This is a genomic window from Streptomyces sp. NPDC090798 (genome assembly GCF_044768965.1).
GTDB lineage: Bacteria > Actinomycetota > Actinomycetes > Streptomycetales > Streptomycetaceae > Streptomyces.
In genome coordinates, this window is record NZ_JBIVXA010000010.1 from 339,765 (window position 1) to 351,373 (window position 11,609).

Genomic DNA, 11,609 nt, shown 5'->3' on the forward strand with positions numbered 1-11,609 from the left:
GTATGGCGCACACGCCGAGACTGGGCGTAATGCTCACGCGGAGCCGTACTAGGAGGCAGAAATGGGCTGGTTGTGGGCGATCATCGTGGGCTTCGTGCTGGGCCTGCTGGCCAAGGCGATCCTTCCTGGCAAGCAGCACAGCCCACTCTGGCTGACCACCATCTTCGGCATCCTCGGAGCCATCGTCGGCAACGCGATCGCCCGGGCGGTCGGCGTCGCCGAGACCCGGGGCATCGACTGGAGCCGCCACGCCTTCCAGCTCGTGGCCGCGATCATCATCGTCTTCCTCGGCGACATGGCGTACATGGCGCTGCGGGGCAACAAGCAAAGAGCCTGACGAACCAGCGCGAACACCGATGATCAGGTACGACGAAGGGGCGGTCTCCCGCACGGGAAACCGCCCCTTCATCGTGCCTAGGCCTGCGTGACCTCCACCGCCGCCAGGTTCTTCTTGCCCCGGCGAAGCACCAGCCAGCGCCCGTGCAGCAGGTCCTCCTTGGCGGGGACCGCGTCCTCGGCGGTGACCTTGACGTTGTTCACGTAGGCACCGCCCTCCTTGACCGTGCGGCGCGCGGCCGACTTGCTGGCCACCAGGCCGACCTCCGCGAAGAGGTCCACCACCGGGCCGAGCTCGGCGACCTGGATGTGCGGCACCTCGGAGAGCGCCGCGGCCAGCGTCCTCCCGTCGAGCCCGGTCAGCTCGCCCTGGCCGAAGAGAGCCTTGGACGCGGCGATCACCGCGGCCGTCTGGTCGGCGCCGTGCACCAGCGTCGTCAGCTCCTCGGCCAGCGCGCGCTGTGCGGCGCGGGCCTGGGGGCGCTCCTCGGTCTGCTTCTCCAGCTCTTCCAGTTCCTCGCGGGACTTGAAGGACAGGATCCGCAGGTACGTCGAGACGTCCCGGTCGTCCACGTTCAGCCAGAACTGGTAGAACGCGTACGGCGTCGTCATCTCGGGGTCGAGCCAGATGGCGCCGCCCTCGGTCTTGCCGAACTTGGTGCCGTCCGCCTTGGTCATCAGCGGTGTCGCCAGCGCGTGCACGTCGGCGTGCGGCTCCAGGCGGTGGATCAGGTCCAGGCCCGCAGTGAGGTTGCCCCACTGGTCGCTGCCGCCCTGCTGCAACGTACAGCCGTGGCGTCGGTACAGCTCCAGGAAGTCCATGCCCTGCAACAGCTGGTAGCTGAACTCCGTGTAGCTGATGCCTTCCTCGGACTCCAGGCGCCGGGCCACGGAGTCCTTCGTCAGCATCTTGTTGACGCGGAAGTGCTTGCCGATGTCCCGCAGGAACTCGATGGCCGACAGGCCGGCCGTCCAGTCCAGGTTGTTCACCATGACCGCGGCGTTCTCGCCCTCGAAGGACAGGAACGGCTCGATCTGCGAGCGCAGGCGCGTCACCCAGTTCGCGACCGTCTCCGGGTCGTTCAGCGTGCGCTCGGCGGTCGGGCGCGGGTCGCCGATCTGGCCCGTCGCGCCGCCGACCAGGGCCAGCGGGCGCAGGCCCGCCTGCTGGAGGCGACGCATGGTGAGGACCTGCACCAGGTGCCCCACGTGCAGGCTGGCCGCGGTCGGGTCGAAGCCGCAATAGAACGTGACGGGACCGTCCGCGAGCGCCTTGCGCAATGCATCTTCGTCGGTGGACAGGGCGAACAGCCCGCGCCACTTCAGCTCGTCGACGATGTCCGTCACGGTTCTCGTATCTCCTTGGGTGGTCTCGTGAATCAGGTACGAGGTTATACGCCCTGGCTGACAGAGCTCATATTGAAGTCGGGCACCCTCAGCGCGGGCATCGCGGCCCTGGTGAACCAGTCGCTCCACTCACGCGGCAGCGTCTTTTCCGTGCGCCCCGCCTCGGTGGCCCGCGACAGCAGGTCCACCGGCGACTCGTTGAACCGGAAGTTGTTCACCTCGCCGACGACCTGGCCGTTCTCGACGAGGTAGACGCCGTCCCGGGTCAGCCCGGTGAGGAGCAGCGTCGCCGGGTCGACCTCGCGGATGTACCAGAGGCAGGTCAGCAGCAGACCGCGCTCGGTGGCGGCGACCATCTCCTCCAGGGAGCGGTCCTCGCCGCCGTCCAGGATCAGGTTGCCGATGATCGGGGCGACGGGCAGCCCGGTGAGGCCCGCGCTGTGCCGGGTGGTGGAGAGACGGTTCAGCGTGCCCTCGCGCACCCAGTCGGTCGCCGACAGCGGCAGCCCGTTGTCGAACACGGAGGCGTCGTCGCCCGAGGAGTGCGTGAGCACGAAGGGCGCGGACTCGAGCCCCGGCTCGTTCGGGTCGCTGCGCAGGGTCAGCGGCAGCTCGGTGAGCTTCTCGCCGACGCGGGTGCCGCCGCCGGGCTTGCTGAAGACGGTCCGGCCCTCGGCCGCGTCCCGGGCCGCCGCCGACCACATCTGGTAGATCAGCAGGTCCGCGACGGCGGTCGGCGGCAGCAGCGTCTCGTAGCGGCCAGCGGGCAGGTCGACGCGCCGCTCGGCCCACCCGAGACGGGTCGCCAGCTCGGCGTCGAGGGCGGCCGGGTCGACGTCCTTGAAGTCCCGCGTGGACCGCCCCGCCCACGCCGAGCGCGTCCGGTCGGGCGACTTGGCGTTGAGCTCCAGCGTCCCGTTCGGCTGGTCGTGGCGCAGGCGCAGCCCCGTCGACGTACCGAGGTAGCTGGAGACGAGCTCGTGGTTGGCGAAGCCGTACAGCTCCCGACCGCCCGCACGCGCGCGTGCGAAGGACTCGCCGAGCGCCGGGGCGAAGTCGGCGAAGACGGAGGAGGAGGTCTCGGCGGGCGCGTCGGTGAAGTCGGGGGACTCCGGTACGCCGGTGACCAGCGGCTGGGCGTCCTCGGCGGGCCCCGCGCCGCGTGCCGCCGCCTCCGCGGCCCGCACCAGGGGCTCCAGCTCGTCCGCGGTCACGGCCGCGCGCGAGACGACCCCGGAGGCCGTGCCCTCACGGCCGTCGACGGTCGCGATGACGGTCAGGGTACGCCCGCGCGTGACCCCGTTCGTGGTCAGCGCGTTGCCGGCCCAGCGCAGGTTGGCGGTCGAGTGCTCGTCGGCGATCACGACGCAGCCGTCGGCGCGGGAGAGTTCGAGGGCGCGCTCGACGACCTCGTGCGGCTTGTTCGTACGGGCGCTCATCGACCGGCCTCCTGCGTCGTGTTAAGGATGTTGACGCCCTTGAAGAGGGCGGACGGGCAGCCGTGCGAGACCGCCGCGACCTGACCCGGCTGGGCCTTGCCGCAGTTGAAGGCACCGCCCAGGACGTACGTCCCCGGACCGCCCACCGCGGCCATCGAACCCCAGAAGTCCGTGGTCGTGGCCTGGTACGCGACATCCCGCAGCTGCCCGGTGATCCGACCGTTCTCGATCTTGAAGAACCGCTGGCCGGTGAACTGGAAGTTGTACCTCTGCATGTCGATGGACCAGGACCGGTCACCGACGACGTAGATGCCGCGGTCCACGCCCCCGATCAGGTCCTCGGTCGAGTGCCCCGCGGGGTCCGGCTGGAGCGAGACATTGGCCATGCGCTGTACGGGCACGTGCCCGGGGGAGTCGGCGTAGGCGCACCCGTTGGACCGGTCGAAGCCGGTCAGCTTCGCGATCCGCCGGTCCAGCTGGTAGCCGACGAGGGTGCCGTCCTTCACGAGGTCCCAGGACTGCCCCTCGACGCCCTCGTCGTCGTACCCGATGGTCGCGAGGCCGTGCTCGGCGGTGCGGTCACCGGTGACGTTCATCCGCTCGGAGCCGTACCTCAGCTTGCCGAGCTGATCGAAGGTGGCGAAGGAGGTACCGGCGTACGCCGCCTCGTAGCCCAGCGCGCGGTCCAGCTCGGTGGCGTGGCCGATGGACTCGTGGATCGTCAGCCACAGGTTGGAGGGGTCGACGACGAGGTCGTACAGCCCCGCCTCGACGCTCGGCGCCCGCATCTTCTCGGCGAGCAGCTCCGGGATTTGCGCGAGCTCGGACTCCCAGTCCCAGCCGGTGCCCATCAGGTACTCCCAGCCGCGTCCGACCGGCGGCGCGATGGTGCGCATGGAGTCGAACTCGCCGCTGGACTCGTCGACGGCGACGGCGGTGAGCTGCGGGTGCAGCCGCACGCGCTGCTGGGTGGTCACGGTCCCGGCGGTGTCGGCGTAGAACTTGTTCTCGTGGACGGTCAGCAGCGAGGCGTCGACGTGGTTGACGCCGTCGGCCGCGAGCAGCCGCGCGCTCCAGTCCGCGAGCAGCCCGGCCTTCTCCTCGTCCGGTACGGAGAAGGGGTCGATGTCGTACGACGAGATCCACGTCTTCTCTGCGTGCACCGGCTCGTCCGCCAGCTCCACGCGCTCGTCGGAACCCGCCGCCCTGATCACCTGGGCCGAGAGCTTCGCCATCGCCACGGCCTGCGACGCGACCTTCGCGGCCGCGTCCATCGTCAGATCCACACCCGAGGCGAACCCCCAGGTCCCGCCGTGCACCACCCGCACCGCGTACCCCAGGTCCGTGGTGTCCGACGATCCGGCCGGCTTGGCGTCCCGCAGCCGCCAGGACGCGCTGCGCACCCGTTCGAACCGGAAGTCCGCGTGCTCGGCCCCCAGCGCGCGCGCCCGTGCGAGCGCGGCGTCGGCCAGGGCCCGCAGTGGCAGTGCCGTGAAGGCTTCGTCGATGGAATGAGGCACGGAGGTCTCCCTGCTGTCGTGGCCAGTCGGTCCGATCATGTCGCGCGGGCGGGTCCGGGGGCCACATCTTTCCGCTCGCGCATCGAGGCTTTCTGTAGGGATCCGACAGTGAGTCCCCCGCGCCACTGTCGGTGCCCGATTCTCCGGGAGGCGTAGGGGACCGATAGGTTTCCAAGGAAGGCGCCTGTCCTGCAGGGGTTTCAGACAGCTATCGAAAGGGTGATCCGTTGAGCCGCTCGGTTCTCGTCACCGGAGGCAACCGGGGCATCGGCCTCGCCATCGCCCGCGCGTTCGCCGATGCCGGCGACAAGGTCGCGATCACATACCGCTCGGGTGAGCCGCCGGCCGCCCTCGTCGCGTTGGGCTGCCTCGCCGTCAAGTGCGACATCACCGACACCGAGCAGGTGGAGCAGGCCTACAAGGAGATCGAGGCGGAGCACGGCCCTGTCGAGATCCTGGTCGCCAACGCGGGCGTCACCAAGGACCAGCTTCTGATGCGGATGTCCGAGGAGGACTTCACCTCCGTCCTCGACACCAACCTCACCGGCGCCTTCCGGGTCGTCAAGCGTGCCAACCGCGGGATGCTCCGTGCCAAGAAGGGGCGGGTCGTCCTCATTTCGTCGGTCGTGGGGCTGCTCGGCTCCGCGGGGCAGTCGAACTACGCCGCCTCCAAGGCCGCCCTGGTCGGCTTCGCGCGTTCGCTCGCCCGCGAACTCGGCTCGCGCAACATCACCTTCAACGTCGTCGCGCCCGGTTTCGTCGACACCGACATGACCAAGGCGCTCACCGACGAGCAGCGTGCGGGCATCGTCGCCCAGGTGCCGCTCGGCCGGTACGCGCAGCCCGAGGAGATCGCCGCGACGGTGCGGTTCCTCGCCTCGGACGACGCCTCGTACATCACTGGAGCCGTCATTCCGGTTGACGGCGGACTGGGAATGGGTCACTGATCACCATGAGCGGAATCCTCGAGGGCAAGCGCGTCCTGATCTCCGGTGTGCTGATGGAGTCCTCCATCGCCTTCCACGCCGCCAAGCAGGCCCAGGAGCAGGGCGCGGAGATCATCCTGACCGCGTTCCCGCGGCCCACGCTGACCGAGCGCATCGCCAAGAAGCTCCCCAAGCCCACCAAGGTCGTCGAGCTCGACGTCACCAACGCCGAGCACCTCGCCCGCCTGGCCGACATCGTCGGTGAGGAGCTGGGCGGTCTGGACGGTGTCGTCCACTCCATCGGCTTCGCGCCGCAGGACGCCCTCGGCGGCAACTTCCTCAACACCCCCTTCGAGTCGGTCGCCACGGCCATGCACGTCTCGGCGTTCTCCCTGAAGTCGCTGACCATGGCCTGCCTGCCGCTGATGCAGAACGGCGGCTCGGTCGTCGGCCTCACCTTCGACGCGTCCTTCGCCTGGCCGCAGTACGACTGGATGGGCCCGGCGAAGGCCGCCCTGGAGGCCACCAGCCGCTACCTCGCCCGCGACCTGGGCAAGCAGAACATCCGCTGCAACCTCATCTCCGCGGGCCCGCTCGGCTCGATGGCCGCCAAGTCCATCCCGGGCTTCGGCGAGCTGGCCGCCGTGTGGGACAACCGCTCCCCCCTGGAGTGGGACCTCAAGGACCCCGAGCCGGCCGGCAAGGGCATCGTCGCGCTGCTGAGCGACTGGTTCCCGAAGACCACCGGCGAGATCATCCACGTGGACGGCGGACTGCACGCCATCGGCGCCTGATTTCCCCCATCCGGCCGACGCCCCGTTTCCCGCAGCGCGGGGAGCGGGGCGTCGCCCGTTCGGCCTAGTCGGCCGGGCGTCCCGGGCATCGCACCGCGCACGCTGGAACTACGCACCGCCCCGCAGCCGTACGGCCGAGGAGGTCCCCTTGTGCGCCTGTCCCGCCGTTTTGCCCCGGTGTTCGCCGCTGTCGCCTTCATGATGGTTCTGCCGTACGACGCCGTGCCGCACACGCGCGTAGTGCATGGAAAACTCCCCGTCCCCCAGCCGTTCGGCGCCGAGTGCCGCACCGCGGTCCAGGGTTCACATGTGACCGCGTACTGTCACAACCCCTACCCGGAGACCGACCGGGTCGCCCTGCACATCGAGTGCGACCGCTGGTGGGACATCGACACCGACACCGACCCGGTCGACGCGGGGCCCGCGATGACGGTCCGGCTGACCGGCCGGTGCTGGGAGGAGGTCCGGTCGGCGTGGGTCAGCCACGAGAAGTGACCGTGTTCGTCAGCTGTCGCGGGCCGGGAGCCTGAGCCGTCCCGGACGGCACTGGAACGGATAGCCCCCGGCCTCCGCGCCCGCCGCCTCCGCGTCCCCCGCGCGGATCGCGTCGACGAGCCGCGCGTGGTCCATGTACGTCTCGGGCGTCAGCTTCCCGCCGACGTCCTCGCGCAGCCAGTCGCGCAGCACCTCGCCCAGGTCCGCGTACATCGCCGTCATGACGTCGTTGTGTGACGCGGCCACCACCGCCAGGTGGAAGGTCGCGTCGGCGGCCACGAAGGCCTCCGCGTCACCCGACTCCCAGGCCTCCTCCCGCCGTACGAGCAGCGCGTCGAGCTGCTTCAGATCGCGCTCGGTGCGCCGCTCGGCGGCCAGCTTCGCCGCGCTCGACTCCAGCGTGGCGCGCAGCTCGGCGATGTGCCGCGGATCGGCGTCGGCGAAGCGCCGGTGCATCACGCCCGCGAGTTCACTGGTCGCCACGACATAGGTGCCCGAGCCCTGGCGGATGTCGAGCAGACCGTTGTGGGCCAGCGCGCGGACGGCCTCGCGGACGGTGTTGCGGGCGACGCCCAGCTGGTCGACGAGCTCCGGCTCGGTGGGGATGCGGGAGCCGACCGGCCACTCGCCCGACGTGATCTGGTTCCGCAGCTCGGCGATGACCTGCTCGGACAGCGCCGAACGGCGGGGGTGGCTCAGCGGCATGACGGTCCTTCGTACGGGCCCGGTGTGATCGTTCGCGCGGGGCCGGAGAATCCGGAGATTAACGCAAGGGGATTGGACAGCCAATCATCCCATGATTCTATGATGGCCTCATGGTGAGCGATCAGACCCGGACGACGACGTCCACACCCATACGCGGTTCCGCCGAGAGCACGCAGCCCCCGTCGCAGCCCACGAGCGCGTGGGCGACGCGGCTCGTGACGGTCGGCATCGTCCTCACGGCCCTCAACCTGCGCCCCGCCATCACCAGCTTCGGCGCACTCCTGGAAGACGTGCGCGACGGGCTCGGCATGAGCGGCAGCGTCGCCGGACTGCTCACCTCCGTACCCCCGCTCTGCTTCGCCGTCTTCGGCGTCATGGCGCCACGCCTCGCCCGCCGCTTCGGACCCGGCGCGGTCGTCTGCGCCGGAATGGTCGCCATCACGGCTGGACTCGCGATCCGGCCCTACACCGGGAGCGCGGGCGGCTTCCTGGCCGCCAGCGCCCTCGCACTGATGGGCATCGCCGTCAGCAACGTCCTCATGCCGGTGATCGTCAAACGCTGGTTCCCGGACCGGGTCGGCTCCATGACCGGCCTCTACTCGATGGCACTCGCCCTGGGCACCTCGGCCGCGGCGGCGGTGACCGTGCCCGTGACCGACGCCCTGGGCGGCGGCTGGCAGTCGGGCCTCGCGGTGTGGGCGGGCCTGGCAGCGGCCGCCGTACTGCCGTGGATCGCGCTGGTACGCGCGCGGGGCGCCGATTCCGGCGACGGCGAGCGGACGCGGGCGGCACACCCCGTCCCGCGGGACACCGGCGGCCTGCGCATCACCCGCAGCCGGACCGCCTGGGCGCTCGCCGTCTTCTTCGGGCTCCAGGCCACCGCCGCGTACATCACGATGGGCTGGATGGCACAGATCTTCCGCGACGCGGGCGTCTCCGCGGGCACCGCGGGGCTGCTCCTCGCCGTCACGATGGTGATGGGCGTGCCCCTGGCCTTCGTCATCCCGCGCCTCGCCACCCGCATGTCCCACCAGGGACCGATCGTGGTCGCCCTCGGTGTCTGCGGCCTCGCGGGATACGCGGGCCTCTACCTCGCCCCGGCGGGCGGAGCCTGGGCCTGGGCCCTCCTGCTCGGAGTCTCCAACTGTGCCTTCCCGCTGGCCCTCACCATGGTCGGCATGCGAGCGAGGACCGGCGCGGGTGTCGCCCAGCTGTCGGCGTTCGCACAGAGCACCGGATACCTGATCTCGATCCCGGGGCCCCTCCTCGTGGGCGTGCTCTACCAGCACAGCGGCGGCTGGGGGCTGCCGATCGCGCTCATGGCCGCCCTGATGATCCCGCAGATCGCGGTGGGCGTCCTGGCCGGCCGGGACCGCACGGTGGAGGACGAGGCCGCGAGCGGCCCCCGCCCCTGAGACCCCCGACGGGGAAGGTGCGGACGAAGGGTGCGAGACTGGCCGTATGGTGCTCGACCCGAACCCCCAGAACGGCCAGAAGAAGCTGCTGCTCGTGCTCGGCGCGATGCTGGCCATCACCGTGATCATCGGCATCATCGCCTCGATCGCGTCGCCCTGACCACCACCGCGAGCCCCCTGGGACGCGGATGGTGGGGCTAGCCCCCCTGTCCCCTAGGGGGTGAGTGTCAGGGTCAAGTGGGTGGATCACCGGATGGGTTGACGGCCCAGGAATCCGTAACTTCGAGTTGTGGCCGCGAGGACGCGGACCACGGAGTACTCGAAGCCCCACGGAGGCGGCATGTCGGCCCGTACGCACACCCGGCCCCACCCGGCGACCCCGGGCGGCGTGGACATCCGGCTGCCCTGGTGGGCCCTCGCCCTGCCCGCCCTCGCCTTCGTCGCCCTGCTGCTCCTGATACTGAACCCGGCGGACGCGCACGCCGCGGGCGGTGACCCCGCGATCACCCACCTCTTCGAGCGCGTCCAGCAGACGGTGCTGCACCAGACCCCCTGAGCACCCCTGGGGGAGCAGGTCAACTCTCAGCGCCGCATGGCGTGTTTCATGCGAAGCTGGGACTCATGAGCGTCGCAGAACCCCGCAGGATCATCCTCTTCCGGCATGCGAAAGCCGACTGGCCACAGGTGTCCGACCACGAGCGGCCGCTCGCTGACCGGGGCCGTAAGGACGCCGCCGTCGCCGGACGCAAGCTGGCCGACACCGGGATCCCTTTCGATATGGCCCTCTGCTCCACGGCGACCCGCACCCGGGAAACCTGGAAGCTCGCCGTCCACGAGCTCCCGCACCGGCCGAAAACCGTCTATGAGGAGCGGCTCTACGAGGCCTCGCCCGGTGAGCTGATCGCCGTACTCAACGAGACCCCGGACGACGCGCACAACGTGGTCCTGATCGGCCACAACCCCGGCATCCAGGGCCTCGCCGACGTTCTGACCGGACAGGCCGAGGGCGACACCCGCGCCCGGATGGCAGCCCACGGCTTCCACACGGGCGCCTTCGCCGTGCTCACCGTCGAGGGCTCCTGGAAGTCCCTGGAGCCCGGAGTGTGCACGCTGGCCGAGTACTGGGCGCCGACCGAGTAACCCACCCGACAAGGAACGGGGGCCCGGCACCAGCACGGTGCCGGGCCCCGTCGACGTATGTCCGGGCCCTGGGGCCTGTCCGGCGGATCAGACCCCAAGGCCTGTCGTTGGGATCAGACCTGGGCCGCGGGGTCCGATCAAGCGCCGTCTCCCGAAACGACCTGATCCAGACGACAGGACCTAGTGGTCCCCGAGGTGCATGTCCGCCGCCTCGACCTCTTCGCGGGTGACACCCAGCAGATACAGCACGGTGTCCAGGAAGGGGAAGTTCACCGCGGTGTGCGCGGCCTGGCGGACGACGGGCTTGGCGTTGAAGGCGACGCCGAGGCCGGCCGCGTTGAGCATGTCGAGGTCATTGGCCCCGTCGCCGATCGCCACGGTCTGGGCGAGCGGCACCCCCGCCTCGGCGGCGAACCGGCGCAGCAGCCGTGCCTTGCCCGCGCGGTCCACGATTTCCCCGGTGACCCTGCCCGTCAGCTTCCCGTCGACGATCTCCAGGGTGTTGGCCTGCGCGAAGTCGAGCCCGAGCCGCTCCTTCAGATCGTCCGTGACCTGCGTGAATCCGCCCGAGACGACACCGACTTGGAATCCGAGCCGCTTCAGCGTACGGATCAGCGTGCGCGCGCCCGGTGTCAGCCGCACCTCCTCGCGCACCTTGGTCACCACCGAGGCGTCCAGCCCCTTGAGCAGCGCCACCCGCGCGTGCAGCGACTGCTCGAAGTCCAGCTCCCCGCGCATCGCGGCCGCCGTCACCTCGGCGACCTGCTCCTCGCACCCGGCGTGCGCGGCGAAGAGCTCGATCACCTCGTCCTGGATGAGCGTCGAGTCCACATCCATGACGACCAGGCGCTGCGCCCTGCGGTGCAGCCCCGCCGCCACCACCGCGATGTCCACTCCGAGCGCCGCGGCCTCGGTCACCAGCGCGGTGCGCAGCGCCTCGGTCCCCGTACCGGACACGGCGAACTCGACCGCGGTCACCGGGTACTTGGCGAGCCGGAAGATACGGTCGATGTTGCCGCCGGTCTTGGTGATCCGGGCGGCGATCGCGGCCGTCGACTCCGCCGTGAGCGGATGCCCGAGCACGGTGACGAGGGACCGCCCGAGGCCGCGCGGCAGGTTGTCGCCGAGGCCGGAGATGATCTCCGCCTGCATCTTCATGGACTCCGCCCAGCTGTGGACGGTGGCCCGCAGATCGCCCTCCAGACCGACCGACGGCTCGGTCACGAGCGCGCAGAGCACGATCCGGCCACGGGTGACGACCTGCTCGATGTCGACCACCTCGACGGAGTAGGCGGCGAGGGTGTCGAAGAGTCCGGCCGTGATACCCGGCCGGTCCTTGCCGAAGATCTTGACGAGGAGAGTGGGGACCTCGGGGGTCTGCGAAGCGCTCATGGTGACTCCACCGTATCCGGCACCCAGTGCCTTCCGCCCCTGAGGTCCGTCCAGCGGACGGGGAACACTGGGTGTCCAAGCGGTGGCGAGCGCGTTGCCC

General features: G+C 70.4%; 14 protein-coding genes. 8 read left to right on the forward strand and 6 right to left on the reverse strand.

Annotation, left to right across the window (positions count from 1 at the left end):
• Positions 1-61 precede the first annotated feature (61 nt).
• A complete protein-coding gene (locus ACIQTP_RS23660) occupies positions 62-337 on the forward strand; it encodes a GlsB/YeaQ/YmgE family stress response membrane protein (protein WP_067364569.1) in 276 nt (91 codons plus the stop codon).
• A 77-nt stretch (positions 338-414) separates the two neighbouring features.
• Here the strand turns inward: ACIQTP_RS23660 and tyrS are convergent, their stop codons facing one another.
• From tyrS to ACIQTP_RS23675, 3 genes are read right to left on the reverse strand one after another with little or no spacing between them, the layout of a single operon-like run.
• Positions 415-1,683, reverse strand: a complete 1,269-nt coding sequence (tyrS, locus tag ACIQTP_RS23665) for a tyrosine--tRNA ligase (RefSeq protein ID WP_403402668.1) — start codon at positions 1,681-1,683, stop codon at positions 415-417.
• Positions 1,684-1,727: 44 nt separating this feature from the next.
• Complete coding sequence (locus ACIQTP_RS23670) at positions 1,728-3,122, reverse strand: metallopeptidase TldD-related protein (RefSeq protein ID WP_403402671.1); 1,395 nt, start codon at positions 3,120-3,122, stop codon at positions 1,728-1,730.
• A complete protein-coding gene (locus ACIQTP_RS23675) occupies positions 3,119-4,642 on the reverse strand; it encodes a TldD/PmbA family protein (protein ID WP_403402674.1) in 1,524 nt (507 codons plus the stop codon). The genes ACIQTP_RS23670 and ACIQTP_RS23675 overlap by 4 nt, the downstream gene beginning before the upstream one ends.
• A 227-nt stretch (positions 4,643-4,869) precedes the next feature.
• On the opposite strand from ACIQTP_RS23675, the gene fabG reads away from it, so the two are divergent.
• On the forward strand, positions 4,870-5,589 hold the full coding sequence (fabG, locus tag ACIQTP_RS23680; protein ID WP_402042874.1) for a 3-oxoacyl-[acyl-carrier-protein] reductase: 720 nt from the start codon (positions 4,870-4,872) through the stop codon (positions 5,587-5,589).
• A 5-nt stretch (positions 5,590-5,594) separates the two neighbouring features.
• Positions 5,595-6,362, forward strand: a complete 768-nt coding sequence (gene fabI, locus ACIQTP_RS23685) for an enoyl-ACP reductase FabI (protein ID WP_403402677.1) — start codon at positions 5,595-5,597, stop codon at positions 6,360-6,362.
• A 108-nt stretch (positions 6,363-6,470) separates the two neighbouring features.
• Here fabI and ACIQTP_RS23690 read toward each other — a convergent pair whose 3' ends face one another.
• Positions 6,471-6,608, reverse strand: coding sequence for a hypothetical protein (locus ACIQTP_RS23690; RefSeq protein WP_402043660.1), 138 nt, complete (start codon positions 6,606-6,608; stop codon positions 6,471-6,473).
• On the opposite strand from ACIQTP_RS23690, the gene ACIQTP_RS23695 reads away from it, so the two are divergent.
• Complete coding sequence (locus ACIQTP_RS23695; RefSeq protein ID WP_403402764.1) at positions 6,564-6,857, forward strand: hypothetical protein; 294 nt, start codon at positions 6,564-6,566, stop codon at positions 6,855-6,857. The two genes, ACIQTP_RS23690 and ACIQTP_RS23695, sit on opposite strands and share 45 nt — an antisense overlap.
• 9 nt (positions 6,858-6,866) lie before the next feature.
• Here ACIQTP_RS23695 and ACIQTP_RS23700 read toward each other — a convergent pair whose 3' ends face one another.
• Entirely contained in the window at positions 6,867-7,562 is a 696-nt protein-coding gene (locus ACIQTP_RS23700) for a FadR/GntR family transcriptional regulator (protein WP_403402680.1), read from the reverse strand.
• 110 nt (positions 7,563-7,672) lie between these two features.
• Between ACIQTP_RS23700 and ACIQTP_RS23705 the strand changes: the two genes are divergently transcribed.
• The 4 genes from ACIQTP_RS23705 (at position 7,673) to ACIQTP_RS23720 (ending at position 10,117) form a co-directional block, all read left to right on the forward strand.
• Positions 7,673-8,977: a CynX/NimT family MFS transporter gene (locus ACIQTP_RS23705; RefSeq protein ID WP_403402683.1), complete on the forward strand. Its 1,305-nt coding sequence runs from the start codon at positions 7,673-7,675 to the stop codon at positions 8,975-8,977.
• A 49-nt stretch (positions 8,978-9,026) separates the two neighbouring features.
• Positions 9,027-9,137, forward strand: coding sequence for an SGM_5486 family transporter-associated protein (locus tag ACIQTP_RS23710; RefSeq protein WP_402043609.1), 111 nt, complete (start codon positions 9,027-9,029; stop codon positions 9,135-9,137).
• Positions 9,138-9,317: 180 nt separating this feature from the next.
• Complete coding sequence (locus ACIQTP_RS23715; RefSeq protein ID WP_054232224.1) at positions 9,318-9,533, forward strand: hypothetical protein; 216 nt, start codon at positions 9,318-9,320, stop codon at positions 9,531-9,533.
• 65 nt (positions 9,534-9,598) lie between these two features.
• On the forward strand, positions 9,599-10,117 hold the full coding sequence (locus ACIQTP_RS23720) for a SixA phosphatase family protein (RefSeq protein WP_403402687.1): 519 nt from the start codon (positions 9,599-9,601) through the stop codon (positions 10,115-10,117).
• A 180-nt stretch (positions 10,118-10,297) separates the two neighbouring features.
• On the opposite strand, the gene serB is transcribed toward ACIQTP_RS23720, so the two are convergent.
• Complete coding sequence (serB, locus tag ACIQTP_RS23725) at positions 10,298-11,509, reverse strand: phosphoserine phosphatase SerB (RefSeq protein WP_403402690.1); 1,212 nt, start codon at positions 11,507-11,509, stop codon at positions 10,298-10,300.
• Positions 11,510-11,609: the final 100 nt, after the last annotated feature.

Coding starts and splice junctions, on each gene's coding strand:
- ACIQTP_RS23660 (WP_067364569.1), top strand. CDS start 62: ATGGGCTGGTTGTGGGCGATCATCGTGGGCTTCGTGCTGGGCCTGCTG.
- ACIQTP_RS23705 (WP_403402683.1), top strand. CDS start 7,673: ATGGTGAGCGATCAGACCCGGACGACGACGTCCACACCCATACGCGGT.
- serB (WP_403402690.1), bottom strand. CDS start 11,509: ATGAGCGCTTCGCAGACCCCCGAGGTCCCCACTCTCCTCGTCAAGATC.
- ACIQTP_RS23690 (WP_402043660.1), bottom strand. CDS start 6,608: ATGCACTACGCGCGTGTGCGGCACGGCGTCGTACGGCAGAACCATCAT.
- ACIQTP_RS23695 (WP_403402764.1), top strand. CDS start 6,564: ATGGTTCTGCCGTACGACGCCGTGCCGCACACGCGCGTAGTGCATGGA.
- ACIQTP_RS23670 (WP_403402671.1), bottom strand. CDS start 3,122: ATGAGCGCCCGTACGAACAAGCCGCACGAGGTCGTCGAGCGCGCCCTC.
- ACIQTP_RS23700 (WP_403402680.1), bottom strand. CDS start 7,562: ATGCCGCTGAGCCACCCCCGCCGTTCGGCGCTGTCCGAGCAGGTCATC.
- ACIQTP_RS23720 (WP_403402687.1), top strand. CDS start 9,599: ATGAGCGTCGCAGAACCCCGCAGGATCATCCTCTTCCGGCATGCGAAA.
- fabI (WP_403402677.1), top strand. CDS start 5,595: ATGAGCGGAATCCTCGAGGGCAAGCGCGTCCTGATCTCCGGTGTGCTG.
- ACIQTP_RS23715 (WP_054232224.1), top strand. CDS start 9,318: ATGTCGGCCCGTACGCACACCCGGCCCCACCCGGCGACCCCGGGCGGC.